Raw genomic sequence first — 25,590 nt, forward strand, 5'->3', positions numbered from 1 at the left:
ATCTCCGGCCACAATATGGTGGCATGACCAAGTGGTTTGAGCTGTGATCGCGAGTTATCCACAGAAATCGATGGATAAGTTGGCAAAAAAATACGGAAATCGTCGTTACAGCAAGGAGTTACATGGATGGTTAATTTATGATCAAACCAAGTTCAAAAGTACAGATCAAGGCAGCGACTAAAGGAGACTATTGGCTGTTCAGGATTGGCCTGTGCGTAGGATCGATAGCTCTGGTGCTTTCGCTGGTCAGCCAGTCTTTATTTGCTCCGATATTTCTGATGTTGGGTACAGGTTTGTGCCTCTACGGACAGAGGCACGGTGTAGCTTCGCTGGTCAATCATATGGACGGAAAGTATGGAGAGTTCGCTGGTTACCGAATTCTCAGGTGGACCCTCCGAGCCGTGTTGTACTGCGCCGCCTTGATTGTTGGCGCTATTTTTGGGCTCATTACAGCGGAAACGAGAGCTAACCGCCGCCACTCTGGAATAGCCGACATGGTTGAACCGAATGTAGATGCAATTTGGGAGAGCGATCCCGCCAGGTATTATGAAAAGCAGGCACCGGGTCCCTTTGACCGATAAACCGTGATCAGTGGCATCCATGCCTGATTAATCGTTATTCCCTTGTTTTTTGAGTTTGATAACCGCTTTAGGCCGGTTTCTAACCGAGGTCTGTTAACGGGTGGATGTCTTGAGTCTCTCCGTCCAACGACGGATACACAGAGGTACGGTTCCAGGTAGGCCAGGACGCTGGCCATGCCCCCCCTTCTACCACTTGTGAGGACGGGAGCCACTATTCGGCAGCTCCCTTAACCAATTTATGGTCGGCCGCTCCGGCCTCCCATTTTGCTTGCCACCCTACCCGCGCCCCGTGCAGCAGCCATACCTCCAGCTGCGGCTCCACCGACGCCGCGAGAGAAGCCCGTTGCACCTGCTGCTGTACCACCAGCAACGCCACCACCAGATATTCCTCTTAACATACCCGCCCCTGCGTAGGCCATGACGGACAACCAGACCATCGGTAGTAGCAGGATCGATGACGTAGCAACGGTGGAAATCAGCAACGAATTAGTTGCTTCATCAAACCATCCCGCCTGGGAGCCATACATATCGAGGATTCGGTTATCAAACCAGTAGGCAGCTGCCCAGATCGCATTGATGAACTCAAGGCTGAAATAGGTCAGGGCCAGCCCGAAAAATGAAACAAGACCGTAGTTACCAAACAGCATGACAAAAGGTGCCGCGAGAATAATCACCATCTGCAGCATCACCAAAATCATCGGGCCTGCAATCTTGAACATCTGGCGAATGGAGTTTGCCTGCAGAAACTCGTTTGCAGAGGTACCGACATTGGCGATATCGAAGATCTTGTCGAGAACCGAACGCCACTGTGACTGTTCAGCCTCGAAATTATTGCTCATATCGACGTCTGTGCTGGATTTCAGGTTCGCAGCGTTATTCTGCAGAACCAGCTTCAGGATCATGTCTTCTTTGAGCTCTTCGGTCACATTGGTCGTGGTAAAGACGTTGAAGCCCCATGTTTTCCAGTCGGCAAGAATATCGCCAGCTTCGTCCATAGGTATGTCATTGAGAAGTTTGTGTCTTAGCCCCAGGCTCGCATTGACGCCGCCCCCAAGACTTTCTTCACCCAGCCAGACTTCTTTACAGGAGGGGTTAGCACCGAATTCATTGACCTGATCGCTCTGGCGCATCACAGTTTGTCGAGTGAAGCCCTTATCCTCCATCCGGTGCATGTAAGCCGAGGGATGTTCGTAGTATTCGTCCAGGTAGCCCAGCAGGATGTGGCTTCCCATCCAGTCAATGTTCGCCCAGGGTGTCACGTTGGCCGGTAGCTCCGGCGTCGGTGGATTTTCCCGGAAACGCGCTATGGCCTTCTGGTAACACACCTCGTTGAATTGCTGTACTTCTTCCCGAAGCCGTTCGGACTGGATGCTGACGTTAGAAATCCGCATCAACATGTATTCGTAGTTATTCACGCACGTCATGCTCTTGATGGTGGTGTGCGTGATCGCTGTCGAAAGGAACTCCACAAAGCTCCAGGCCACCGGCTTGTGAACCTGCCAGCCGGAAAGGTCACTGAACGTGGAGTTGTAGGCCGGAGACACATTGTTTCCCGTCCCAGAGATATTGGACGGGGCGTTGCAGTCCGGTACGCCGAGTTCATAGCGCACGGTCGACAACTGTGTTGAGAAACCTTTATAAGGAAGCACGCACAACATCAGAACCAGGATCATTCCGAGCAATGTGGTTTCCATGCTTCTGATGGTTTGAGCGGCTTCGCCCGTCGAGTAGTTATCCTTGAAGTTAGAGATGATGGCGACGATGAACGGGACCAACGCCAGTCCGGAACCGACCAGCACGTCCCAGATCGCCTCATACATGTTCCACCCGAACATCAGGGTGTAAATTTCCAGCAGCGTATTGGCAACCATCCCTGTCAGCCCCCCAGACCCAATTGTTGAATCAAAACCAGTTCAATGAAGATCAGCAACAAAACAATCTTCCACCACTGCGAGCACATGTGCAGATAGTCCGCGTGCCGTTTACCCAGGATTTCCTCTGACTCTGAGCCGTTTGCACCTTGTCCTGCGCGAGTTGCCCAACGGGAAATGAGAGGCCAGCAGCCCACTAAAGCTGCGTACATGGCCATCCGATACCATTTCCATTCAGAAATCAGGTTCAGCGTGGATAACTCTTCAGCCGAGGTTTCGGTAAAGACGGAAATAACCATGCCAACCAGCATTAAAGCGATCAAACCGCCGACACTTATCAGTAAGAACTTCCGTGTCCTGTTCATTCAAGGCTGCCCCAGCGAGTTCAGGCCGGTTGGCTTTGCCCTCGAAGGCGCCCGTGTATTCTGGATTTCACGCTCTTCAGCACCAACGATGCGTTGAATGGTCAGTTTCGCAATGGCCTGACGGGTTTTGATTTCATTATCGAGTTGGTCGAGTTCAACCTGCAGATGATCAATTGCATCATTGACCACAGCTTTGGCCGACTGCAGATTGGACACATTGGGCTCTTTAACACCCGAACGAAGCATTTGTGTCAGTAACCTGCCCTGCTCGACCAGGCGGGTGTAAGCAATTTCACCGGCTAACTTCCGAATCATGGTTGGCTGGCTGTCCAGCGGTCGCTTTCGAATCGCCGAAATCACCGTGTCGTCAACCAATACTCCCGGTGGTGCAGACACTCTGTTCAGGTTCTGCCAGGTCATTGGCGTCACTCCGTTCACGAGGTCTTCCAGGTCGTTGTAGATACTGTCCGACATATCCCGGTGCTTGTAGGTCAGGCCTTTACCCGGCGTGGTTTCCAGTTTTTTACAGGTCTCACACGTTCGGATTTCAGTATCACCCACCACTTCCATAGCCCATGTGGCGGCGGCGACCGGACCACTCCAGTACTCCCAGAGCGGTGTCCCCTGACCGGCAGCCGGAGGGATACTGGCCGTGGTGCAGGGGTTACTCTGATCGAACAACACGTTGTACCCGACAATCACGACATCTCGCAGCGCATTGATGGGCGGCATTGCTACGCCCCCTTTCTTGACGCCGCAGATCCACTCCGCCCCTTCGTTACCCGCTTCCAGCCTATCAACTTCATCCTTGGTGGCTTTAGCATCACCACCTTTAGCCCCAATTTGGTAAGCCCACTCGGAAACCTGGGCATTCACTTTGAATTTCTCAAACGGAAAACCCTGATCGCCCATCATGACCGACGCCATTTCCTGACAGGAGGTCTCGGCCCACTCAAAGTCCATTTTTCCCTGCAAAATGCCCTGCTGAAGAAGGTCATACAGTGCCGGGTCCGCTCGCTGGATTGCCAGCGCGGGTAAGGATGCTACCGCTCCGGTGGCCGACTGGATGATGTTGTTCATCATGTTCTTGAAGCCATCGGTGATACCGTTTAACTGATTTGACACCGTAATCTTCGGATCAAACTTCCCGCACTCCATACCGAGATCCCAGCCTGAACCGAAACTGAGCACCGGAACGGTATGAACGGCCGTTGGAGGCCCTGACAGCATTCCGCCTCCGATTCGGTAATCAAACGCATTTTTCAATCGCGGTGAGCTGGTATCCAGCGCAAACGCTGGTGCCACCAGTGACACTGCCAGCGCAAAGCAAACCAAACGTTCTTTAGGGTTTTTCATACACCTATCCTTGTCGTAAACAGCTTACCTGGTGGCGGTCATCAACCACTGTGCCAAACGAGGGTCTGTCCAACCCGCTGGCAGCACTTGTAGGCTTTCCAGAAATTCCAAACGTAAGAACCATCCGAGCTGCGCTTACTAGGGCCCGGCATCGCGGACATGGGGAACTGGGCGCAGGAACTCTCGTTGTCCGGATAAAGCATCTGAAACACGCCCGTGTCCTTGTCGTTCTGATCCAAGGGGCCGGCGGGCCAGTAGCCATCTTCACTGGGCTGGCCAATTGAGAAATACAGGTGAGGTTCAAAAGTACGTGTAATGAAATGCATCGCCCGGAAGGACGTCAGAACCGCACTCTTCAACCCATCGGCCTGTGTCAGAAACCCCATTCTCGGGAAGATCGAGCCGTAGTTATTCGTCATCGTGCCGAGATTGTAGGCAGGTACGCCAACAGCCCAGGACTGCGGGTAGAAGAGTTCTGGCAGGTTCCACCGCCAGGCAATGGAGTCCAGGTTTGAAATGTAATACGGAAAAAAGGGAAACGACCGGCCGGAGCAGACCATACCAAACAGGCCGGTCGCCATCGCATTGTAGGCAATCAACGCGGGGTTTCCGTAGGCGTCGACGAGTTTAAAATCCAGGTTAACGTGGTCATTTTTGACCGCTTCGTTCGATTGTCCGCCTCGGACCTCAGTGACATTGTAATTCTCGACCCAGGAAATCATCGTTGTCACCCAGCTGCTATCCGACGTCCCCTGGCTGACTTGATTGATATCCTGGCTTTCTGTCCAGGGCTCACCATTTGCCCTGTCATAACTCTGAACCACCAGATCGGGGACAAAGTTTTTGACCTTGATGCTGGTGGTAAAAGTACAGATCGGCGGAACCACACAGCTCATCCAAACACAGGCGCCCCGTAACTCCCAGTCCATACAGGACATGGCCGCGGCCATTGTCTGCTGCGTAATATCGATCGTATTGATGACCCCGCTATACTGGTCGTTGGTTTCGCCGTGGCAAGCGATGCACTCAACCGTGCCGCGCTGTTCAAGCAGCTGTTGAGTGCTGCCAATCGTAGTGTCCCGAACAGCGTCCGTGGAGGACGGGTTATAGTTGGTCCAATCTGACGGGTATCCAACGGCCCATCCGGACGCCAGCAACAACCAGACTGAAGCAAGTAATTTCAGACACGGGTTCACCGCCTACCCTCCTTGTTGTAAACCTCCAGAGCGGCCTTGAGCGAGCGCTGGCCGTAGACAACTTTTTGGTCGTTAAACACCACTGCAGGTATTTTTTTGATCTGTAACCTAACTGCGGCTTCGATCGCCCGGCTACCCACTTCAATTTGCTGATAGACGCCCCCCCAATCAGGACTGTTCAACAAGTCGCTGAAGGCGCGCCGGTGGGCATCTTCGTAGGTCTGGAGATTGAGATCCTCTTGCAAGCGGGATCGAACCTGCCGGTTAAGCTCCTCTGTCGCTCGTTGGCTCGCATCCAGCTCATAAACCTCGACCGGTAGCCCGGGAGGCAATGAAACGTCATCCAGCACAAACGTTTCCTGGGTCTGAAATATCCGAAGGCTGTGGATGGGCTCCAACGCCTGGGCATTTCCCGTGATCAGGCTGACCAGAAGGGAAAGGGCAACAGTCGTCGTCCTCACAAGGCTGTCTCCTTCTCGGCGGCCACATCAGCACGCAGCGTTTCCAATACTTCCTTGGCTACCGCGTCCTGGCCCTGATCAGCGTGCATTTTCTCCAGCCGCTCAAGCGTTGTCTCTGCCGCGGTTTTTCTTTCGCGGTTCGGAACGGGATCCGCCGGCTTTTCCGCAATACCCCGGTAGTAGTCGATCATTTTCCCGACGTATTCAGCGGCCTCTACCTCAGTGATTCCGAACTGTTTCATGTATCGGGCACGTTCCGTTTTCTCATCTTTCTCTGTACCTGCAAGACTCAGGTACAACGACGGCGGCACGTTTCGGAACAACGCCTCCATGTTTTCCGACAGAACGACCCCTTCCGTGTACTTCTTGGGTTCTTTGCGGGCCGAAAGCATCAGTTGCTTCTGCTCTTCTGTCAGGTTCTTGAAGCGGGCGATATCCTCAATCTCGTCCTGTGGCATAACCAGACAAATCCACCACTCAATCATGTTGAGCATCTTTTTCGCAGAACTCGGAAAGTCGGCCATGTTTTGAGTCGCCACCCACCACCAGGCACCCAGCTTTCGCCACATTTTCACGACTTTGACGACAAACGGCGCCAGCAAAGGATTGGTTGTTATGATGTGGCCTTCATCGGTGAGCATGACGATGGGCCGTTCGTCATGCTGGTGTTTCTCGGCAAGGTTGTTGATTCGCATCATGATCGATGTATAGGCAATGGCCAGCTGGGCGTTGTAGCCTTCCCGGGCAAACGTCGCGAGATCCACGATGGTCACATCGGTATCGGGCCAGGCTTCACCGTCTGTATTAAAAACCTCACCCTCGAACCCATCACAGAACATCCGAAGGGATTCGCCCATCTCGAAGGCCCGCATTCTCCGGTGCTCCGGATAGTCCCTGTCTTCGTTGATCATCCGAAAGCCGTCAGCCACATCTGAGGTCATGGTTCTCCGACCGGCTTGCTCTGCTTTTCGGGCACCATTGAAAATGGCATCCCTGATCATTCGGCGGTCTGCGCGGGACAGCTTTTTCGCCTCTTCTTCTTCGCCTCCGGTGATCATGAGCGTGGCGATAATTTCCATCTCACCCATGATGTCACGCTGGTCATCACCATCGTCATCGGCGGTTGTGTCCTCGGCCATCATCATCTCTGCCAGAACATCCATTGCCGCTTTGGCTCGCACCTGCTTCTGCTCGGCTTCGTTCAGCTCGTGAAACGATTTCATCACACCATCGCTTCGAATCTTTTCTGGAATATGGGCTGCCAGGTCCTCCTCGCCGACTAATGAGCTATCGCTGACGATCCGAGACCCCAGAAGATCCTCTTTATTGGTCTGGAGAAGTTTGTCAGCGTCCACGAACGGAGGCAGGCATACCCCCGCGCCGGGCTTGAGCTGAACTTTGTTCACGGACAGGCCCTTGCTGGCGAAATAGTCACCCAAAAGCCCGAAGGAGTTACCCGCCTCGACAATGAAAAGCCGGGGCCGAAGCAAGGCCATGATCTGGCCTGCCATATTCGTGATGTGCGCAGATTTGCCCGCACCGGTTGGGCCCAGGATCAGTCCATGTGCGTTTTTCTTTCGGTCTGCGCCATTGAAAGGATCGAAGGACACCGGCTCCCCACCCCGGTTGTACTGGGTTTGTCCCGGATTACCTGTGCCTCTGTGGCGACCAAAAACGGAGGAGAGATTTGCCAGGTGCTGAGACCAAACCGGACGCGTGGCTTTAAAGTTAGCGTCCATGCCGGGCTCATAAACCATGGGCAGGTTGTAAACATAGGCATCGAGTCCAAGAGATTCGTCTTCCTCTCGCACCGGTGATAGCTGGTTGGTCAGAAGGATCGTACTGACTGCGTTGGACTTCTTGCGAAGATCGCGAAGATTCTCACCGCGAATATAGACGCACATCATCGCCCGATAGAGCTTGTGCTTGTTGCCCATTAAAGCCTTGGCGGTCTCACAGTCACCCCGGGCCATCGTCGCATCAACTGACTCACCCTTGGATTTATCCTGGATCCGGTTGATATGGTTCTGAACCTCATCTTGAGGTGTGATGATGATGGTCGTCGCCATGACTGTGCCCGGCGGCATTTTATCCATCATGCAGGACGCTTTACCGGTGGTGAGACCGTCCGGCGTTACCGCGCTGACCTCCCCTGCAATCTGGCCGATTTTCGGTGTTCGACGGATCTTATGAACACGAATGCACCGATGCGGCAAGCCATCGAACCACCAGGTTTGCGAATCGGCATCCGACCTGGGCATGCTGAAAAACAGGGATTCCGCAAAGTCATCACCGTAAGGCAACGCCTCTTCTCCGGGATAACTGGCTAATTCAACAAATTTCCGGCGGTTGCCACCGGTCAGCTCCGGGCGCGGATTGAACCATTTAAGCAGCCACTCATAATAGGTTTTGCCGTCATTGCGCACCAACGTGATGCCCGCATCGCGGAAAGAGGCTTCAAGCTTTTCAATTGTATCGTTCAGCTCTTCTTCAGGCGTCATCCCCGCGTACGATTTCCACTTTGCCGGCAGTCTGCGATAGACCACCATTTTGATACGACGAATTTTCCCGCTCCAGGGGGCATCCAGGACTTCTTTGTCCTCGAACAGGCCGCCTTCTTTACAAATCCCTCTCAGATGGGCTTCCATTTTTTCGAGCCAGTCCTGGGTGAACTCTGAGCCTTTACAGTAATGCTTGGGATACTCCCTCAACGCTGCGATGTAGGACTCCATGTCGTCATCGTCGTAGGTGTACTGCTGTATAATCCAGGGACCGCTGGTCAGCTCCTCAAAACAGTCCTGCAACGCATCCTGAATCATGTCCCGCCGGTTCTGGAGCCAGTTGTAGGATCGGCCCTCGGTCGCGATCGGCATGATGTCAAAGACAGCGCCTACGCTCTTACCGTCATCGAGCAGGACGGTTTTCGAGTCGGTCTGGAATTCGTACCAAGGCAGCTTCTGAACGAACGACGAAGGCCGCCCATACATGCGCTTGGCCTCCAGTGTACTAAGCGGTTTGGCTTTCGATTTATGTTCAATTTGCGCGGGAGATTCAGCTGTTCCCTCTCTCTGGCGGGCATTCCCTGAGGGGGAGAAAACATCTTTAAGTGCCTTGGCGAAATCCATATCGTTACTCTCCGAATTCGTTCCGCATATCACTGAGCTCGCCCGGCATCGCATAGTGGTCTTTCTCCCACATACGGAACTCGGTCAAATAACCGGGTATAGGGACCTGGTCACTGGTGGCCAAGTGCGGAGCGACAAACATGTACATCGTCGGATTGGGAAGCAGTTTGAATCGTTTCTGTAGCTGATTTTTTTCGGAACGTACGTAATCGCTGAGCCGAACGTCCCCCTCGACCATTGGACGGCGAACCAGAGCACGGGTATCCAGCAACTGTCCATCACCAACTCCGCTCATGTGATTTGCATAAACGGCTTTCATGTCCTGACTGGGCTGAGGAATAAAGTTGTCCTTACTCGCGCAACCGGTCAGCGCAACGCTAATCAAGGAAATACTCAGAGCGGCGATTGACATTCGCATAGTGGTTTACCTTTCTACCTTCGGGATCGTAATCAATGGCCAGTTGTTCCGAGATGTGAATCACCAGCTCCGTTCCTGGCTCAACGTAAATGGCGTCAAACGAATTGCTTTGGCGGGCATCAAGCCAATCCGTCACCTCATCGAGGCTACTGGAAATGGCATCGTTCTTTGCGACCACCATGGGATCGCCCGTCAGCCCTTTGGTCTGTCCACCAAGGGCATTGGTTGAGGTGGTAAATTCGGAGTCCGCTTTGGCTTTGGAATAAGAACTGGCCCCCGTCAGGAGAACTTTCTGAGCGAGATAACTTGGCGCGTTTGTAATCCGCTGGCCTGTCACGCAAGGAATACCGTATTTATCCGAAAACCACGCAATGGCCTCTATAGACTTTTCGCCTGGCTCGGGATAGCTCACGATTGTTCCGTCCTGGAACGTGAACGTCATCGAGTCGATCTGTCCGCTGACACAGCTCAGAGTCCAGTCGCCCTTGGCAATCCCGGACATCTTGATGCCAGTAAGACCGGGAATTTTGATGCCATTTGAAGACAGGTTCTCAGGTCCAACGATCAGCTTGAACGGATACGGGTCAACCACCTGCCCCCCGATTGGAATGCGCCCCAACAGGGCTGTCATCGAGACTGAACCGAGTAACGTAGCGTTATCGGGAATGGTGTACGCTTTCACCAGCCGCTCTTCTTTAGACTTTTGCTTTTGTTGTGGCATCTCCAGGCCGGTGACCGAGGAAACACTGCTGGCGCCCAGATCAAAATCAGGCAGCGAAATCTTTGATGGGTCCCGGGGGTCTACCTCGGCTTCCAGAGGATTTGTCCAAATCACTTGATCAAAGTCGACGGGCGAGCCGCTGTCGTCATAACCAAGGCCCGTAGGGATTCCGGCTGAGTTAATGTCGTAGCCGTTGGCCGTGGTCTGGCTTTTTTCATTCGAGCCCTGAAGTTCCTCCAGCCGGCTTTCCAATTGAGCAATCAGGCCTCGCGTGCGATCCTGAGTGTTTTCAAGCTGACGCTTCTGCACCGCTGCATCTCGCTCGGCGTTCTCGAATCGATTGGCAATCCGCTTATTGAGGCTCTCCTCCATCTTCAGAAGACTGTCGATCCTCGCCTTCAGGCGTTCGTTTTCTTCCTGCAGCTTAATGCTGTCCTCGCGAACCGCACGCGTCTCATTGGTCAACGTCCGCATCGTTTCAACGGGAGTATCAACGTCTACACCGAACTCTTCCTGAAGGTAATCCGCTTCCAGGGGATCTATCCCAAGACCGTTATCGATCTGGCCTGGACCGCTCTCAATAGCTGAGAGACCCGAAGTCTCGATCGAGCCGGGATCAGATTGGGCCTGAGAGTCATTGGAACGGCCGCCTTTCATGATGATAACGAAGAGAACCGCAACCACGACGACGGCCAGTGCTTTGACAACAATGTTGGCTTTCATCAGGCTCTCCTTTAGCTGTCCGCTACAGACGCTTGGGTTTCACGCTTCAGGTCCTGGTAGTACGTCCAGGGATAGAGTGTCTCTTTGAGGGACCGTTCAGAGATCAGGTACAACACCGTGCTATCGCCGGGCGTTCCCTGCGGCTCAAGACTGTGGTGCTGTAACGTGGCATGTGAAAACGGCAGGTTGAGGTCCAGATAATCCAGTTGAACCGTTTCGTCAGAAACATTCCGGATGTACAGCGCCGCAAGGTAATACCCGCCGCCCTGGTAGGCCACAACAGGCTTTGAAAGGGTTTTGTAACGGGCCGGGCCTTTGAAAATTCGTACCGCGCCTTTGACCGCAAGCGGCGTTTCCGAAATCCCGGCTTGATCGTGGTGCAGTCGGGTGGGGCCGTAGAGCCTTTGCGCCGCGTAGCGAGTCAGGTCAATGGGCGTAATCAGCTCAACCTTTTCAGGCATAGATGCGGCAGCGTCGTCCGAAGAAACCACATTGTCCGATGCCAGCACGATCCGGACGTCCTCAAGTGATTTTTCTCCATCTGCTTTGTCGGTAGCGATGAGATCGAGAAGGATCACTTTTCCGTCGTCCATGCGTCGGATTTGAACACGCTGTTTATCAAATGCCTCGTAAGGGAGGAAATGAACGGCCCCCTGCGCGGACTGGGCCCGGAAGAGTTTCTTAACCTGCTGTCCTTTGGTGATGCCAACCTGAACATGGGAACCGAACTGAATGGATCGTTCCTCGCCATTATGCAGCTCAATGGTCACCGGCAGATTGTCATAATGAATAATCTGTTCCGCCCAACTTGATGTGGCGACACACAGGAAGGCGACTGATGTGATAATGAATTTCCGCATGTTTATTCACCGATTTCCGAAGAGGTGTTCTGAACGTCATCCTGCTCCCGGCTGCCGCCTTCCAGTCGCCTCGGTTTTTTATAGAAACCGTCAAGCGCCAGGCCCCACAGATTGCACTCGGGATCCACATCCCAGCGCACGACTCGAAGGGGGTATCGAACAAAAATGTCTTTGACGATCTCGGAACGAAACGTCTCTTTTACGTTGACGTCGTAGAACGCCACCCAACTGTCTCCAGATTCCACATAGACTCGTTTGGCCGTGTACGGGCGATCCGGCATTTCCTGAAGTGCGCGAGAGCGGGTGAGCTCGTGGTTTAAAAGGCGCTGCTGATAATCCCGCTCCAGTTCACCCTTAAATCGTGGAGTGATGTAGCAGCTCAGACGCTCGATCTGTTGTTTATAGTTATCGGTGCCTTCAACTGGCCAATTGTTCATCTGTTGCCAGATGTAGTAGCCAAACGCATAAATATTGAATGGATGCCGTTCGTCGATTCCTCGGGTAGAGCCAGAACGAAGATCGGGCGGTATATCCACTTTGATGTGCTCGGGTGCATCCCTCCATCCCATGATCGTAAGAATCAGTGCGACACTTAAAAGTCCGAGCAGTATTCGTAGGGTCAGAATGTGCGAATCGCGACCATCGAGAGCTTTTTTTGTACGCCCCATTGTCACTCCTCCGTCTCCATGTGAATTCGAACAACGGGCTTCTCGCGCCGTATATCCCAGCCTTGGGACGTCTCGATGTAGTTGAAATTGATGAAACTGAATTTTTTCTGGGCTAGTTTCTTCAGATAGACAATATGCAAACCGTCAGGTCTGCGGCGCTTCAGCTCCTGAAGGTATTTCCCTATGACCAGCAAACTGGCGATGGCCATACCCACTCCGATCCCAACGCCAAACAACCCCCACCCGAACGGCAGTAGCACCAGAACGGAGACAGGAATCCAAAAAACTAGGCCAACGCTGATGAGAACAACGACTTCCGTATCCGTTAGCCCCCGAAAAACAACCGGCTCTTCAATGAGCCGGTCGGGGATGAAGTCGATTTCTCGACCCTTCATTCCTGGTTGATTCATCAGAAGATAACGGTTGAGGCTTCGGTAAGCAGGAAGACAACAAAGACGAGCAGCAGCACGCCCATACCACCGTGCATCCCCATATCGCCCCAGGTTTTCTTGCCGTCCCCAATCTCGTTGTAGGTCGAGATCATGTTGCGAGCGACCGCCAGAAACGCGATGGTGCCCAGAATCAAACCAAGTACGATGGCGATGTCATAGGCGTAGCCTTTGAGCAGTCCGATGTAATCGCCTTGGGCTGGCGCTTGGGAGGGGTTAGTTGTCGTCGGCAATGCAGCGTGGACCTGTGTTCCAAACGCCAACATTGCCATGGCAACACCGTGTTTAAAGGCCCGCGCTTTGTGCAAACCTTGATGAATCGCTCTTTCCATTTTTCAATTACCCGGTTGTTTAGGTTGGTTTATTAGCTAACGAGTAGGTACAAAAGAACCATCAACAGAAAAACACTCCGACACCAGATGACGAGCATGCTTGTACCGCTGATTCGCTCCGCACCAAAATCCTCATAGGCCTGCATACAGAGCCAGGCCGTGTAGAGGAAAAACGCCGTCCCACCAATGAGCTGAATTGCATCGAGCATGGCCGCAGAGGTCTGGAAGCAAGGGCCGCCCCCACACCCTGCGCCTTCAGCGAACCACTGCTGTTGTTGCGCATTCATTACTGATGCTCCGTGTAGGATTCACTGAGAGCATCAATAGCCGACGGAATAATGGGCTCCATCGGAACGGTCAGATGATGGGCAATACCTGCCTGTATCTTGCGCAGGTCAGCCAAGAGAGTTTCGTATTCGAACTGGGTGCGTTCGTTTGAGTTGGAACGGGCCTTAGCACTCATAACCAACACTTCAAGAGCGGCAAGTTCTGTTCTGATATTGGAAAGGGCCTCACGCTCAGCCCATACGTCCGCGTTGGACACTGGCACAAATGCGAGGAGGCAAAACAGCAGAAGGTGTTTCAGGTTACTCATCACGAATCCATTGGACTGGCTTACCGGAGATGAGTTGAATTTAATCAGAGCGAGCGGAGGGCATCGGGTTTATTAGGTCAACAGAAGTTGACCTATTTCGTTACGGATTGGCAAAGAAACATTGGCTTACCAAGGACAGAACAGCTGTAGTGAAAGTGAAGCAATGACTGAGGTGATGGCTACAAACGGGCGCAAGATAAATCCAGCAAGAGGTGTTTGGGCGGTAGTGCTTTTCGCCAGCCGGATCTCGGAACATAGCCGTCTCACCCATACCCCCCCGCGGATTCAAGGGAGTATGGGGAATTAGAACAGCCAGCATTCAAAGATACTTTTTGAACTTCGAGGTCATGACCATCAGACAAAGCCCAAAAAGAACCGCAAACGGCGTGATAATAAAGTTCGGATGGATCGAATTTGGAATCGACAGGTAGAGAATCCAGGCGAGGGCCAATACCGGTAGGGAGAATCGTTTTGCCCAGTGATAGACATACCCGGATTCATTCCCGCCACACCAACGCCGCAGATCCCGCTGCATCAGTCCATCGCTGATCCCTACAATGCCGAACAGTATGAAAGCCGGCATCGACAGAAAGAGAATGGCCATTCGAACCAGGAACATGATCAGAACGTAAACTGCCGCCATGAGGTAGTCGTAATATCCTGCTACTAGCCTCTTTACTGCAGCTTTGATCTCACCGTCATCCGGAGACACCGTTTTTACCGCTTGAAGATTGTCGACAATACCTGAATCGATAAAAAGAAAATTCGCTACGGTACTTACGGTTTCACTGGCCGATGAAATCGCACCTTCATTCATGCCGTCCCCGCCTGTCAGGGACTCGCTCAAATACCCAATCTCCGTTTGCATCATGGACTCGGCGTGGGCGTATCCTGGCTCGTCGTAGAAAAACGCCATACCGACCCACTCGATTACTACGGACATAAAGGCAGAAAAAAGGAGCAATCCGATTATTTTGAGAACCAGCTCAATCGTCTTGCCTATGGGCCCTCGCCGCCGGGCCGGGTGTTCAGTGCTCGCCTCAGCCATTACTCATGCCCACCAATTTTCCGCCGTGTGATAGTTTTTATCCATTTCCCGGGTGAGCGCCTGAAGATTCTCGGGCATGTCTTCATCATCTTCCACGGGCAGCGGAAATCTAACTTTCCAGAGTTGACCGCCATCCAACAGGCAAAAAGCCTGCCCTTTTGGCAATGAGGTTATGTGTCCGGGCTCCAGCATCGGTACACGGAGCATTGAGATCCGGTCCTGGGTATTAGACGTGAAGTCCACACTGGACTCGGTGTCTGAGGAATCACTCGCGCCAGATACCGTCATGATCTGCGCAATTTCAACTTCAGGCAGTTGATTGGTGAGCAGCTCAGCTGTTTCCTTTTCCTTGACCCGCAGCATAATCAGGTTGTTGAAGTTGCCTTCCACCTGGCGGGCCTTCGCGGTATTCCCCAAACGAGCCTCGATGTCGCCCCGGGACTGCGTATAGGCGGTAATTTGCATGCCGCTACCGCCCGATTTATTGACCATGGGGAGGAATTCGTCCCCCATCAGTTCATTGAACTCGTCTGCATGTAAGCATACTTTGGGCATAACGTTCGCCTTGCCTTCGAGCATTCCATGTTCGAAGCCGTGCTTATAGATAGATCCACAGACGCTGACCAGGTCTGAGAACATTGAGTTGCCAACGGCTGAGGAGATTTCTGTGTCCGTCATGGCATCCAGACCTATATAGACAATACCTCGCTTACGAATGATCTGCGTCCAGTCGAAAATCGGCCGGTCATCGTCGACATCGAAGTAGTCGGGTGCCAGTAGCTTGCCAATTCTACCTGTGGTGAGTTTCTCAAGAAGGGGCAAAAGACTCGCTACCAGCTTGTCGAAATACGTTTTGTCGTAGCGTAAGGCTGAAAGCAGTCCGTGCAGGATCGGATCACTCACCTGCATTTGCTCAACGTATTTCCTTAAAGCCTCGGTTCGCGGATTGGCATGTTTAGCCATGCGGGGATTGGATCTGTATTGCCGTTCGGCATCAGCGGTCATCGCATTGATGTCTTCCATCCAGCCTTCATCACCGTTCATTGGCAGCCACCAATCCAGGTACTGATTGAAAAGAGGCTCAATGTCCGTCACGTACCGGAGAATGTTGTTGTAGTCCGGGCGCATTCCCAGGGAAACAAGCGCACGAGCGACAATATTAATGAAGCGCCACGCAAACTCCTTGAAAGCAGCACTGTTTCCTTCTGACGACAGCTGACCAGAAATGCGGCCGGCAATTTCAGTGATACGCGAAAAGTTACCGATAGCGTTGTAACGAGCACTGATCTCCGGGAAACCGAGGTGAAACATGTAAAAATCGTCTGTTCTTCCTGTTCGCTTCGCCGCCATATACATCCTGGTCAAAAGCCCAGGATCTGACTTTGGGTCGAATACGATGACGGGCCCTTCGTTACGGCGAATGTCCTGCTCAATCAGAATTTCGGCGAGGCGGCTCTTACCGACTCGGGTCGTTCCCATGCAAAGGGTGTGACCGACTCGCTCTGACATGGCCAGAAGCACTTCTTTTTCGTTAAGTTCAACTGCATGGATGGCCGGATTTCCGCCGACAGCGGGATAAGGTCGCACAGGATTCAGTGGATGATCTTTACTGGTCAATTCCGCAAGGAAGCCTAATCTGGTGTGCTCTATGTTTCTCTCAAATTGCCGAAACCAGGCGTTGATTCGAGACGGCCTCGTGTATTTGGCAAATGCTGGAGCCATCGTATCTTTCAAGCGCTGGGTATGGTGCTGGCCCCAGCGAAATCCCTGCCCCAAATAGAGGTGTTTTCGATAGCAGGGAATCTGGCGCGATGACATCTCAAATCGTGGCAGACGCTTGAGGTTGCGCTGATATCGGGTAACCCGTGTTCCCTGAATGAAGCGGTATACAGCGAACGCGGTTAATACCGTCGCCGAGGTGTAGCCAACACTCGGTGTCATCATCAATGTGGAGGGTGATAGCAGGCAGATCCCGGCCGCACCAATGCTGACACTCATCGACCAGTATTCCACTGGCGGCCTGAGCAGCCCTTCAAGTGGGTAATTGGCCACTAGCGCATAACTCCATCTCGATCCAGATAGAACGGGTAGTGTTTGATGTTCATGTATTCAGCGAAACGGTCACCGGGCATGGGTTGAAGCGTAATACCCTCGCCCGCGATGGACTGTAGTTCGTTCATCTGGGGAATTGTCTGTACGTTTACAACAAAGCCCACGGCATTCTTTGATGCCAGGAACTGGCGGTTTTCCTTAAGCCAGTTCCGGGAAACGGGGTCGTACCCAATCAGGAACATGGCCCGGGAGACCATGTGGTACGGGACATTTCTGGCTTCTTCATCGGTCACTCTGCCGATTGATAGCGATGGCGATGACACGGGAATGTTTGAGGTCATGAACCTGCGGCCCTTCCGCTCTTGTTGCAGCTTTTGCAGTTGGGCCCGAAAGTCTGCTTTCTGGGGCAGAAATGGCTGCGCAGACTGTCCACCAAAGTCACCGATGACCTCAAGCTCGTGGACTCCTGTCAGTGCTTCAGGGCTCGCTTTCGGGCTTGATGCCACTGTCGCCGAGCTCATCATCAGACCCAAGAGAAGCACGCTCAGATGTTTGACCATAGTTTCATAACTCTCTCTCGGTAGTTGGCAGCAATTCTTTTATCCAATGGCTTCTGTGCGGGTCTGTGATAACAACCAATGGCAAGATCCCAGGAATTACACTCGGGGCGTTCGTATTGCTCCCTCAGGTGTGCGGCTGACGCTGTCAGGTTCATGTAAGGATCCAACGCATCCCACAGGTCACTAAAACGATGGCGATGCCAGCGCCAGTTCATCTGTCCAAGACCGACATCGAACTGGTAATCACCGGATTCCACCAGCTGTCGTGCAAACCGATAAGCAGCGGCTCTGTTATGGAAAAAATGTGGAGTGCCCCGGTGGTTAATGGTCCAGGGCCAGGGCAATACTCTGTTGATATGCTTATTGGTGCTGCGGCTTTCATTCAAAATGATCGCGTAAAAAAGCTTTGCAGGAACATCTTGTTCTTCTGCGACCTGTAGATACATTTCAGGTATGTCTGAAGCGGCGCTCGGGCCACTAATGAATAGAAGCATTAGGGTTAGCATACGAACGAGGCTCATGCTTCAAACCTCATTCGTAATCCCGAATCTGACCGGTCTCAACGTCCATCACTTTGACTGCCGGCAGCCGGGAAAGGTCGACACCAAACTCCGCCGCTTTTCCGGACTCAAAGTTGAGGGTCACCTTCCGGGCTCTAACGATTTCCGGATCAATCTTCATGTGATTCGCCCAATGGCCGATGGACTCGGCTGTGGCATCACCGGCGAACCAGATATCAAGCCGGGCGGTTCTCGAAACGGAGGCACTGACTTCGTGAAAAAGGTCTTCGCAGTCTTCCAGGCAATCATCCGTAACAAAAAAACCAATGTACTGAGTCATTGAGTTGTACTTTCTGTTCCAGTCCTCAATCCACTCTCGGTTGTCGATCACCGGTTTAGTCCCTAGCAGCTGCTGAGCGGCTTTCTGGCGCTCGACCTCAAACGCTAACTCCAGCTCCATTCTTCGGGATTCAACCTTCATCCAGATCTCGGCATACCGGGCACGCTCTTTGGGATCGGTCTCGGACACCCCCAGAGCGGTCAAGGGATCAAGGCCGGGCGACCAGACACCCCTTGGTCCACTCATAATCTGCTTGTACTTTGTCCAATCACTTTCTTCGAGCATCCACTGTTTGGCGAGACTTTTCTCTTCGTTAGTGAGGATGTCCGGAGAGTTTCGATCCAAGCTAGATGATGAACCGGAATCAATCTGAGAGCTTCCGGAAAATGCCGAAGGCGAAACCTGAGCCTGAACCATCGTGGATAACACCACCGCTGACGAGATCAATATCGCTTTGCCAAGATGCATGAACCTATCCCCCGCACCCCAGGTCAACGGATTCGACAGGTAGTGTCTGGCCAGACTTAGGCACACTGAGGTCGGATACCAGCACTGGTTTGTCACAACCCTCAGGCTGAATCGGTTCAGGTGTCAGGTTCGAGATGTAGTAGCCATCGTCTGACCACGCAAAATAGCCACGCTCGTACCCAACGGCAGCGTTTGTTCTCACCAGCTCAATATGTGAACTTTGCTCAGAATCTCTAATGTCTGCCGCAGACTGATCGTTTATAAGGATGTCCCCGCCGACGAACAGAATGAATGCTGATACCATTAAAATTGGTTCCATGCTTCACTCCACCGCCAACCGGCGTGTTTTACTTCCAGACTTGAATATCGCCTCATTTCCTACGGCACCTTGTAGACGCCAGCCCTGGTAATATTCACCGGTCTGTAGTGGGATCCATCCACCGTTGCGATCGCGAAGAACAACATACGGCTGACTCCCCCACATATCGATTGAGGCAACCGTTGCACCTTCCAATGAATGGTTGAGTTGAGGCTGAGGAGCCGGAGCGGCTACTTTCTGGACGATGGTTTTTACAACCGGGCGATCATTCAGGATTTTGACCTGCTTGCCCATGTTGTCGATATCCTGGCGATGTTCATCAATAACCTTTTTCTGGGTATCGATGACGGTTTTAATACCTCCCAGCTCAACTTGGATGTCCTCGATCGCAACCTGCATCGTTCTAAGATCCCGCCCGAATTGCTCAATCGTTGTCACTCTTGAACCGTTGTCCTGAACGATCGACTGCGTGTCCGACAAGTCTTCAGCGATTTCATTGTCGCGACTTGCGAGAGTAGACAGGCTTTCTTTGATATCGCTAATCGACTGACTGACGCTAACTTCGCCTGTTACTTGCTGGAACCCGATATAGCCACTTGCAACGAGTGCAGCCAGTGAGAGGGTTAATGCGGACACTATGAGAAACTTTCCGCCGCCTGGATTCGATTTACGACTCTTTTGGTTCGGCTGTTCTGAAACGGGAATGGGTTCCGGTTCCCCGCGAGACTCGACTTCCGGTTGAACAAATATCTCTTCGGGCAAATCCAGAGTCGGGTCTTCAATACCTCCACTCTGGACCGCGACAGACTCAGAAAGTCCAGCTTCTGCGAATGCATCATCAGACGCCGCCTGGTCAGCCCGATCTCGACGTTTACCACCCTCAATGGAGCGCATAATACTTTGACCCAGCTTCGGCATTACTGATTCCTCGCAACCAGGTTCGACGCAAGTTCAAATGCAACTTTCCGGTGCACAGGGTCAACGACAAGTTCGAACGCCTCACCGGAGAGAGTGGTCAGCGCTTTGTCGAGCGTCATTGGTCCTATTTTTCGATGGATTGCTGGCAACGGGAGGTTGAGCAACGCTTTAGCCTCTTCGCTTAACACCGCCGCATCCGCCAGGACATACCCGGAACGTGCGAGTAAAAACTCAACGGTTTGTCCGACAGAGCTGACTGATTGCGGAATGTTGGTGCGGACCACGACCTTTAAGGGATTCAGTTGATCTGCCGGCGGGATATTCTTTACGTAGCTGTAGCGGCCCGTTTGAATCCGCTCAACAGTTTCATCTGGACTTCCAGGGTGTGTGTCTGCCTGTGCGAATGAGCTCAAACAACTCAGAACTAGGGCAAGTGAGATTGATTTCATTAGAGTTACCTCAACACGGTTAAGCAGACTCACGGTAACTCGGGGATGGGCCTGTCTTTGCTTTTTTAGGTCAGGGCCTGTTGACCTATTCGGAGGGTTATAAAGTAGTTAAGGGCGCGAACGTAATTGCTGAGGGGAGATCAATCAATGATCTCCCCTCATTCAATAAAGACTGGGCTCAGCGAAACCCATATTTGGAGACTGATCCGGAAATGGGGCGGCGGGATCGTTTTTCCCCTAGTTTTTCGTGCGGGCCTATAGCACTCGCACGGCATAGCTTCGCTACACAAAAGCCACTCGGCGTTTGGCGTCATCATCATACAAGAATCGCTTGCTTGCTGACCGAGTTTCCAGCATCGAGAAGGTTGTATTGTGAACGCTAACCGGACTCCCCTACCCTGCTTCGCAGGAGATTCGGGTTAGCGCTCAAAATAGTGCAGGTAAAAGCAAGATTGCCTAATCCGATGCCGGGTTGGCACAATGGAGGTGTTGTCCAGAATAGCGAAGGGACTCTTCGCAGATAAGCCCGTAGGCTGGGGGTATTTCAGAAACTATTACAGAAGCCCTTCCGTTTTTCAACTAAACAGCCAGCTCTTGCAGCTCAGCGATTTCATTTTCTGATTGCTCAATTGAGTCTGTCATTGCCTTCAGCAGGCGCAAATTTGCATTGAGATAGATAATCTCCTCCTCCAGAACCTTCAAGTGACGCATCTCTTCGTGATCGAGACTTCTGAGGTAGTCCTGAATGGAGACTGCCGCAAGTCGGACATACTTCCGATCCCGTTTGCTCGATCGAAACCGCCAAAAGTATTTTCTTGTCGTTCCGTCTGATCTCGAGCTGATCGCCAACTCAAAGTTTTCACCAAAAATAGTCGCGAGATCATCCCCAATCTCTGATGCCCTCGCATCCAACTGTGCTCGGAATTTCTCGATCTCGGCCTTGTAGAGATTACGTCGAGCACCACTATTATCCTTAAAAGGTATTAGTAAATTTATATTTAAAGAATCGGCCATCAAATTTCTGCCCCTGATCCAACCACTGATAACCGGTTCTGATCCAGCTCCAGGACTGGTTATGATCCAGGATCAGTCCGGTTCTGATCCAAGTACCTATCGAAAAAAGGCGCCGAATGAGGGCGCCTTAATAATTACGTTTCTCAAGCACTCATGCCGTTGCAGAAGCTTCAGCTTCCTGTTCGGCAAGAACTCGGTCTAGCTCTGACTCCAGATCAGTCAAGCGAGGATCCTGTATTTTTCCTTTCGCCTTAGAGTGTCTCGTCAGTTCACCGCCAAGCGTCTGGAGCCTTTTAACCGGTAACGTCGGGGCATTATCCGATCTTGTACTGCCTTCAAGATATCCGATCTCCAAATCACCCATCAGCTCTTTCGCTTTTTGCGCTCGCTGATTGTTTGCTGCCATATCGTCCCGGGTCACTCCGGTATGGCGATACCGATAAACGAGGTGCAGGACTCCTCTTACTCTTTTCTCAACCCTAGCCAATGTCTGGAACTTCTCCTTATTCGGAAGCAAGCCAATGTGATTGGCCAATAGAACACTCAGAACAATCTGATCAACTTTCAGCAACTGGTACACCAACTGAAACCCCAACCTTGAAGCAAACCGCACTGGAACTACTGCTGGATTCTTACTCGCGACATCTGGCAGACGCATTGCAGGTGGAATGTTTTCATCAATGAACGCTTTAATGTCTTTCAGTTCTTCATCCAGATCTTCGGAGAGGTGCTCGATGCCCTCCTCAATCTGAGCAAAGTGATAGTCAGCGTAGGGGTCGTCCTCTCTGATAGCCTGCTCAATGGAGCGAACTCGGGAGCAGAAACCGGGCAAGCCCAGAATGCCGTGACGATTCTCTGTCTTTTCACGGCCTTGCCAAAGCCTCAATGCTGGCCTTGTAGCTAACTCGATTTCGATATCCTGTGTCGGAGCAATCGATGCCATTTTGCTTTTTGCTTCTTTCGTCATTGTTCTGTCCTCAAGCGCAGATTCGGGAGGCATTGCTGTGGGCTGTTGCAGCAACTTGTTCGATGATTTGGACTTCGCGGTAAATCTGCGAAAGCGGGATTCCCGTGCTTTTAGCAACGACAAGCATGCGCTGGCGATTATCGGCAATCGCTATATTGGCTAACCATGAATCATAAACTCTGCGCTGTTCATCGAGAGTCGTGGCTGGAAGGCGCCCTTTCACAGTCGGAACATTCAGGAATCGTTTTCGGCTTGCAACCTGGGTGCTTCGAAGTCCAAACAGCTCAGCCATCATCTCTTTGCATGCGCCTCGACGAAGAAATTCATCGATCATGACATAGCGCTGTGCTTCCCTAGCCTCTATTTCAATGATTCGCGTCAGCTTAGACACATCAACAGGAAACCATTTGAGATTAGGCACGTCCCGGACGTAATTTTCTGAAATCGACTGGATCTGATCAGCCTTCAACTGATCCAAAGCCTGCATCGCTTCAAGCGATAGGCCCAGATCTTCCTGTAACCCGAAATCCCCTTCTCGGCAGGACTCGAGTGCGCTAACCAAAATGGTGGAAAGAAACCTTGAAGATTCAGTTTTGAGTTTTACATTGGTGGCCACGACGTTTTCCCCTGTGTCGGCTAACCATGGGCCATGGTTGTTAGAAAAGCCAAGCCCGTGCGCAGTTATTCGCCACGGAACCCCTCTTTTCGAACACTAGAGTAGACCTCGGAACTCGAGAGCAGCATCCGTACTTCAGAACAAACTCTATGCCATGTTTTTTCGACATGATTAGCCCGAAGAGGCTTTGTGTCAATTTTTTTCGACTTATTTAGAGTTTAAAAATTTATTGAGACGTTTTTTTTAGACATCGATCACGGTTGTGAGGCATAGCACAGGCCTGGCACGGTAGACGTAACACCAGCCTTCAGACAGATCTGCTCGACGTTCGCAAAACTTTGCAAGGCGCATGATGGCTTTCCATGGCGCCCTCGGACGAAATGCATATGGAGGCCCGCCCTACCCTCACCAGCCGCACTCTACAGATGACAGCGATCTTGGTCCGATCTAACCAAAAGAATTAGTCATATGACTAAACGCTGATGATTAGGCCTTCCCACAACGTGACGTTTTATTTTTTAGTCACGTGACTATAATGATAGGCAAGGATGCTACCCCACTCGGTTGCAACCCATACCTACACGCAAAGGTCGGTCAGGATGGCACATTTACCGCTTTTAACGGACGCCGAAGAGGCAATCGACTACTACAAATCCCAACCACACTCCCCTTCTGACGCTATCACAGCCCACGTCATTCGGATTCTGGTCCAGGATGGATACAAGAACAGAGACATCCGTGAAGCCCTGGGTATTGAGAAGGTTTATACAGTTACTCATTTCATCAGAGTCAGCCAGGCTTTAACCGATGGGGAAATGGATCTGTGGTTTAACAATCCTGATCGAATTACCCTGGGTCACCTTCGTGCCATCGCAAAGCTCGATTTCCCAACACGTGAGAAGCTGTTGAGAAAACTCTTAGTAGCCCGCTCCCCTGTCCATGAATTTGAATCAATAGCTCGTGGGGATACGCAGGAAAAGGATGTCGATATTGCTCGGTTTGCCAGCACAATGAGTGAAGTGACCGGCCGCCCTACAGACATTCGATTCAACAAGAAGAGAAAGAACGGAACCATCACTCTGAACTTTTATGACCTGGATGATCTGGATGATCTGTGTCGACAACTGGGTTTTAATCCATCGGAGTACTTTTGATCTCTCATCTCAGATCCCGAATTCCTCACGCTTTATTCCCGGGATTTAACGGAAATTCTTCCCCCGTTTTCTCTCCGGTTCCGCCGTTAAAGGAGGAAAAAGTTTCCCTGATTTCTCAGCTATGTTGCCCAAAAAGCCGGAAACTTTTTCCGCACTTTTAAAGGCGATCCATAAACATACCCTTTTCATTTCAAGTGGTTAGGGGTAAAGAAAAGCCGGATTCCCGCGGCGGGAATCCGGCTTTTTGCTAAAGATTCCCGCAACGGGAATCTCCGGGATTTCCTAGCAATTCCCGTCGCGGGAATTGCCAGAACCTCAATTGCTCTCGTTAAGTTCAACCCCTAACGTCTTTGTCAGAAACTCCACAATCTTCGAGAGAGATTCTTCGTCCGCACCATCAATCTCAAACTTTGTGGTCCCCTTGTTAGTAATGCCATGCTTCAGAAAACGATCACCTTCAGGCGACTTGTACAGCACAGGAGCTTTAGCTTTTGGCTGGGCTTGCCTAACTCGAACAGAGCTTTTAAGCGCTTTGATAACCTCCTCAACACCCAGCGACTCCCCACCCTCTTTCATCGACTCTTTGCGAAGCTCTAACAGCTCATCCACTTTGGCTAAAAGGGATCTTTCATTCTTCTTTCTCAGCTTCGAAATCATCTCTCCATAAGAGAGAGGCATATCAGAGGGTGATGGCAGAATGCGCACAAACTTTTCATCAAGCTCAACACACGCCTTGTATCTGTTGATATTTGACGAACTAATACCCTTGGCGGCCCCCAACTGTGTCCAGTTGGCAAACTCACCATCATTAATTTGCCGCTCCCAGGCTTTCGCTTTTTCGAAATAACTAACATCCTGATGCTTGTTCTCAATGACACTCAATTCACGTACGTCGGCGTCTGGAACGTCCCCAACAAGAGCCAGGTACGGCTTCTTGGCAAGCACAGCCGCCTTTAACCGCCGAGAACCTTCAATGAGCTCAAAGCGACCATCTTTCTTAGGCCTTACAGTGCCGGGGAACTGCTGCCCTTGTTTTCTGATAGATGGAAGAATGTCTCTCAGTGAAATCTCATCAAGAAACTCCTGAATACGCTCATTTTCCGGAGATACATCGATTTTGGATGGGTCAATTCTCTGAAGCTCGAAAACCACTTCCTGCTGAGTAACAGGCATTGTCAAAACAATAGGCTTGCCCTTCTCCTCAGACTCTTTGCTCTCAAGAAGGCGTAGAAGCTCTTGTTTCTCTTCCTCAAACTTCGATGTAGCTTCTTCAAGCGCCCGCTCGGCTTTAGCCTTCTCCTCTTTCAGCGATTCTGTAACAGAAATTGGGCGCCTTTCCCCCTGCATCGCACCAAGAGCTGGCGATGGACGCCTCCTCTTACGAGTACTGGATGACGAATCCGTTTCTTCACCCCCACCAGGGAGAAGCTCATCGATATTTCCATACTTGTTAGGCTTAACCAT

Annotated in this window: 27 protein-coding genes; 2 read left to right on the forward strand and 25 right to left on the reverse strand. The window is 51.8% G+C overall.

All coding sequences use genetic code 11. From position 1 onward, the window contains the following. Positions 1 to 137 precede the first annotated feature (137 nt). Positions 138 to 581 (forward strand): hypothetical protein, encoded by a 444-nt coding sequence (locus tag QUE75_RS20015; RefSeq protein WP_286256019.1) that lies wholly within the window; start codon positions 138 to 140, stop codon positions 579 to 581. Between the two features lie 236 nt (positions 582 to 817). On the opposite strand, the gene QUE75_RS20020 is transcribed toward QUE75_RS20015, so the two are convergent. From QUE75_RS20020 to QUE75_RS20135, 24 genes are all read right to left on the reverse strand, one after another. Next, positions 818 to 2,452: a conjugal transfer protein TraG N-terminal domain-containing protein gene (locus QUE75_RS20020; protein ID WP_286256021.1), complete on the reverse strand. Its 1,635-nt coding sequence runs from the start codon at positions 2,450 to 2,452 to the stop codon at positions 818 to 820. A 5-nt stretch (positions 2,453 to 2,457) separates the two neighbouring features. Continuing rightward, positions 2,458 to 2,817 carry a hypothetical protein gene (locus QUE75_RS20025; RefSeq protein ID WP_072678439.1) on the reverse strand — a complete coding sequence of 120 codons (360 nt, stop codon included), beginning with the start codon at positions 2,815 to 2,817 and terminating at the stop codon, positions 2,458 to 2,460. Then, a complete protein-coding gene (locus QUE75_RS20030; RefSeq protein WP_286256025.1) occupies positions 2,818 to 4,173 on the reverse strand; it encodes an integrating conjugative element protein in 1,356 nt (451 codons plus the stop codon). It abuts the gene before it with no gap. 41 nt (positions 4,174 to 4,214) lie between these two features. Next, the gene (locus tag QUE75_RS20035; RefSeq protein WP_011783557.1) at positions 4,215 to 5,369 is read right to left on the reverse strand and encodes a TIGR03756 family integrating conjugative element protein; all 1,155 of its coding nucleotides are present in this window, start codon (positions 5,367 to 5,369) and stop codon (positions 4,215 to 4,217) included. Then, the gene (locus tag QUE75_RS20040) at positions 5,366 to 5,830 is read right to left on the reverse strand and encodes a DUF1525 domain-containing protein (RefSeq protein ID WP_011783556.1); all 465 of its coding nucleotides are present in this window, start codon (positions 5,828 to 5,830) and stop codon (positions 5,366 to 5,368) included. Before QUE75_RS20040 ends, QUE75_RS20035 begins: the two co-directional genes overlap by 4 nt. Further along, the gene (locus QUE75_RS20045; RefSeq protein ID WP_286256028.1) at positions 5,827 to 8,955 is read right to left on the reverse strand and encodes a conjugative transfer ATPase; all 3,129 of its coding nucleotides are present in this window, start codon (positions 8,953 to 8,955) and stop codon (positions 5,827 to 5,829) included. Before QUE75_RS20045 ends, QUE75_RS20040 begins: the two co-directional genes overlap by 4 nt. A 4-nt stretch (positions 8,956 to 8,959) precedes the next feature. After that, the gene (locus QUE75_RS20050; protein WP_072678434.1) at positions 8,960 to 9,373 is read right to left on the reverse strand and encodes a TIGR03751 family conjugal transfer lipoprotein; all 414 of its coding nucleotides are present in this window, start codon (positions 9,371 to 9,373) and stop codon (positions 8,960 to 8,962) included. After that, entirely contained in the window at positions 9,333 to 10,817 is a 1,485-nt protein-coding gene (locus QUE75_RS20055; RefSeq protein ID WP_286256029.1) for a TIGR03752 family integrating conjugative element protein, read from the reverse strand. The genes QUE75_RS20050 and QUE75_RS20055 overlap by 41 nt, the downstream gene beginning before the upstream one ends. A gap of 11 nt (positions 10,818 to 10,828) precedes the next feature. After that, positions 10,829 to 11,677, reverse strand: coding sequence for a TIGR03749 family integrating conjugative element protein (locus QUE75_RS20060; RefSeq protein ID WP_199447791.1), 849 nt, complete (start codon positions 11,675 to 11,677; stop codon positions 10,829 to 10,831). A gap of 2 nt (positions 11,678 to 11,679) precedes the next feature. Further along, positions 11,680 to 12,345, reverse strand: a complete 666-nt coding sequence (locus tag QUE75_RS20065) for a PFL_4703 family integrating conjugative element protein (protein WP_011783551.1) — start codon at positions 12,343 to 12,345, stop codon at positions 11,680 to 11,682. 2 nt (positions 12,346 to 12,347) lie between these two features. Further along, positions 12,348 to 12,740, reverse strand: coding sequence for a TIGR03750 family conjugal transfer protein (locus QUE75_RS20070; RefSeq protein WP_199447792.1), 393 nt, complete (start codon positions 12,738 to 12,740; stop codon positions 12,348 to 12,350). Between the two features lie 14 nt (positions 12,741 to 12,754). Further along, positions 12,755 to 13,126: a TIGR03745 family integrating conjugative element membrane protein gene (locus QUE75_RS20075; RefSeq protein WP_011783549.1), complete on the reverse strand. Its 372-nt coding sequence runs from the start codon at positions 13,124 to 13,126 to the stop codon at positions 12,755 to 12,757. Between the two features lie 32 nt (positions 13,127 to 13,158). Then, positions 13,159 to 13,413: a DUF3262 family protein gene (locus tag QUE75_RS20080; protein ID WP_041657474.1), complete on the reverse strand. Its 255-nt coding sequence runs from the start codon at positions 13,411 to 13,413 to the stop codon at positions 13,159 to 13,161. Then, a complete protein-coding gene (locus QUE75_RS20085; protein ID WP_127334571.1) occupies positions 13,413 to 13,721 on the reverse strand; it encodes an integrative conjugative element protein, RAQPRD family in 309 nt (102 codons plus the stop codon). The genes QUE75_RS20080 and QUE75_RS20085 overlap by 1 nt, the downstream gene beginning before the upstream one ends. Before the next feature lie 319 nt (positions 13,722 to 14,040). Next, complete coding sequence (locus QUE75_RS20090; RefSeq protein WP_011783546.1) at positions 14,041 to 14,769, reverse strand: TIGR03747 family integrating conjugative element membrane protein; 729 nt, start codon at positions 14,767 to 14,769, stop codon at positions 14,041 to 14,043. 3 nt (positions 14,770 to 14,772) lie between these two features. Continuing rightward, the gene (gene traD / locus QUE75_RS20095) at positions 14,773 to 16,821 is read right to left on the reverse strand and encodes a type IV conjugative transfer system coupling protein TraD (RefSeq protein ID WP_286255773.1); all 2,049 of its coding nucleotides are present in this window, start codon (positions 16,819 to 16,821) and stop codon (positions 14,773 to 14,775) included. Continuing rightward, positions 16,821 to 17,381: an integrating conjugative element protein gene (locus QUE75_RS20100; protein WP_228257509.1), complete on the reverse strand. Its 561-nt coding sequence runs from the start codon at positions 17,379 to 17,381 to the stop codon at positions 16,821 to 16,823. Before QUE75_RS20100 ends, traD begins: the two co-directional genes overlap by 1 nt. After that, positions 17,366 to 17,902, reverse strand: a complete 537-nt coding sequence (locus tag QUE75_RS20105) for a transglycosylase SLT domain-containing protein (protein ID WP_011783543.1) — start codon at positions 17,900 to 17,902, stop codon at positions 17,366 to 17,368. The genes QUE75_RS20100 and QUE75_RS20105 overlap by 16 nt, the downstream gene beginning before the upstream one ends. Positions 17,903 to 17,912: 10 nt before the next feature. Beyond that, a complete protein-coding gene (locus QUE75_RS20110; protein ID WP_286255780.1) occupies positions 17,913 to 18,566 on the reverse strand; it encodes a TIGR03759 family integrating conjugative element protein in 654 nt (217 codons plus the stop codon). A 445-nt stretch (positions 18,567 to 19,011) separates the two neighbouring features. Next, the gene (locus tag QUE75_RS20115; protein WP_286255782.1) at positions 19,012 to 19,926 is read right to left on the reverse strand and encodes a hypothetical protein; all 915 of its coding nucleotides are present in this window, start codon (positions 19,924 to 19,926) and stop codon (positions 19,012 to 19,014) included. After that, complete coding sequence (pilL2, locus tag QUE75_RS20120) at positions 19,926 to 20,375, reverse strand: PFGI-1 class ICE element type IV pilus protein PilL2 (RefSeq protein WP_286255784.1); 450 nt, start codon at positions 20,373 to 20,375, stop codon at positions 19,926 to 19,928. The genes QUE75_RS20115 and pilL2 overlap by 1 nt, the downstream gene beginning before the upstream one ends. Before the next feature lie 579 nt (positions 20,376 to 20,954). Further along, positions 20,955 to 21,389, reverse strand: a complete 435-nt coding sequence (locus tag QUE75_RS20125) for a hypothetical protein (RefSeq protein WP_286255786.1) — start codon at positions 21,387 to 21,389, stop codon at positions 20,955 to 20,957. Positions 21,390 to 21,540: 151 nt separating this feature from the next. After that, complete coding sequence (locus tag QUE75_RS20130; protein ID WP_072678422.1) at positions 21,541 to 22,356, reverse strand: PFL_4669 family integrating conjugative element protein; 816 nt, start codon at positions 22,354 to 22,356, stop codon at positions 21,541 to 21,543. Positions 22,357 to 22,366: 10 nt separating this feature from the next. Beyond that, a complete protein-coding gene (locus QUE75_RS20135; protein ID WP_286255789.1) occupies positions 22,367 to 22,972 on the reverse strand; it encodes an STY4526/YPO1902 family pathogenicity island replication protein in 606 nt (201 codons plus the stop codon). Positions 22,973 to 23,571: 599 nt separating this feature from the next. Here QUE75_RS20135 and QUE75_RS20140 point away from each other — a divergent pair. Then, positions 23,572 to 24,126: a transcriptional regulator gene (locus QUE75_RS20140; protein WP_286255791.1), complete on the forward strand. Its 555-nt coding sequence runs from the start codon at positions 23,572 to 23,574 to the stop codon at positions 24,124 to 24,126. Positions 24,127 to 24,441: 315 nt separating this feature from the next. Here QUE75_RS20140 and QUE75_RS20145 read toward each other — a convergent pair whose 3' ends face one another. Further along, the gene (locus QUE75_RS20145) at positions 24,442 to 25,590 is read right to left on the reverse strand and encodes a ParB/RepB/Spo0J family partition protein (protein ID WP_072678419.1); all 1,149 of its coding nucleotides are present in this window, start codon (positions 25,588 to 25,590) and stop codon (positions 24,442 to 24,444) included.

The sequence above is a fragment of the Marinobacter shengliensis genome, assembly GCF_030297115.1.
Lineage (GTDB): Bacteria > Pseudomonadota > Gammaproteobacteria > Pseudomonadales > Oleiphilaceae > Marinobacter > Marinobacter shengliensis.

Coding starts and splice junctions, on each gene's coding strand:
- QUE75_RS20015 (WP_286256019.1), top strand. CDS start 138: ATGATCAAACCAAGTTCAAAAGTACAGATCAAGGCAGCGACTAAAGGA.
- QUE75_RS20020 (WP_286256021.1), bottom strand. CDS start 2,452: ATGGTTGCCAATACGCTGCTGGAAATTTACACCCTGATGTTCGGGTGG.
- QUE75_RS20025 (WP_072678439.1), bottom strand. CDS start 2,817: ATGAACAGGACACGGAAGTTCTTACTGATAAGTGTCGGCGGTTTGATC.
- QUE75_RS20030 (WP_286256025.1), bottom strand. CDS start 4,173: ATGAAAAACCCTAAAGAACGTTTGGTTTGCTTTGCGCTGGCAGTGTCA.
- QUE75_RS20045 (WP_286256028.1), bottom strand. CDS start 8,955: ATGGATTTCGCCAAGGCACTTAAAGATGTTTTCTCCCCCTCAGGGAAT.
- QUE75_RS20050 (WP_072678434.1), bottom strand. CDS start 9,373: ATGCGAATGTCAATCGCCGCTCTGAGTATTTCCTTGATTAGCGTTGCG.
- QUE75_RS20055 (WP_286256029.1), bottom strand. CDS start 10,817: ATGAAAGCCAACATTGTTGTCAAAGCACTGGCCGTCGTCGTGGTTGCG.
- QUE75_RS20060 (WP_199447791.1), bottom strand. CDS start 11,677: ATGCGGAAATTCATTATCACATCAGTCGCCTTCCTGTGTGTCGCCACA.
- QUE75_RS20065 (WP_011783551.1), bottom strand. CDS start 12,345: ATGGGGCGTACAAAAAAAGCTCTCGATGGTCGCGATTCGCACATTCTG.
- QUE75_RS20070 (WP_199447792.1), bottom strand. CDS start 12,740: ATGAAGGGTCGAGAAATCGACTTCATCCCCGACCGGCTCATTGAAGAG.
- QUE75_RS20075 (WP_011783549.1), bottom strand. CDS start 13,126: ATGGAAAGAGCGATTCATCAAGGTTTGCACAAAGCGCGGGCCTTTAAA.
- QUE75_RS20080 (WP_041657474.1), bottom strand. CDS start 13,413: ATGAATGCGCAACAACAGCAGTGGTTCGCTGAAGGCGCAGGGTGTGGG.
- QUE75_RS20085 (WP_127334571.1), bottom strand. CDS start 13,721: ATGAGTAACCTGAAACACCTTCTGCTGTTTTGCCTCCTCGCATTTGTG.
- QUE75_RS20090 (WP_011783546.1), bottom strand. CDS start 14,769: ATGGCTGAGGCGAGCACTGAACACCCGGCCCGGCGGCGAGGGCCCATA.
- QUE75_RS20100 (WP_228257509.1), bottom strand. CDS start 17,381: ATGGTCAAACATCTGAGCGTGCTTCTCTTGGGTCTGATGATGAGCTCG.
- QUE75_RS20105 (WP_011783543.1), bottom strand. CDS start 17,902: ATGAGCCTCGTTCGTATGCTAACCCTAATGCTTCTATTCATTAGTGGC.
- QUE75_RS20115 (WP_286255782.1), bottom strand. CDS start 19,926: ATGCCGAAGCTGGGTCAAAGTATTATGCGCTCCATTGAGGGTGGTAAA.
- pilL2 (WP_286255784.1), bottom strand. CDS start 20,375: ATGAAATCAATCTCACTTGCCCTAGTTCTGAGTTGTTTGAGCTCATTC.
- QUE75_RS20125 (WP_286255786.1), bottom strand. CDS start 21,389: ATGGCCGATTCTTTAAATATAAATTTACTAATACCTTTTAAGGATAAT.
- QUE75_RS20130 (WP_072678422.1), bottom strand. CDS start 22,356: ATGACGAAAGAAGCAAAAAGCAAAATGGCATCGATTGCTCCGACACAG.
- QUE75_RS20140 (WP_286255791.1), top strand. CDS start 23,572: ATGGCACATTTACCGCTTTTAACGGACGCCGAAGAGGCAATCGACTAC.
- QUE75_RS20145 (WP_072678419.1), bottom strand. CDS start 25,590: ATGGTTAAGCCTAACAAGTATGGAAATATCGATGAGCTTCTCCCTGGT.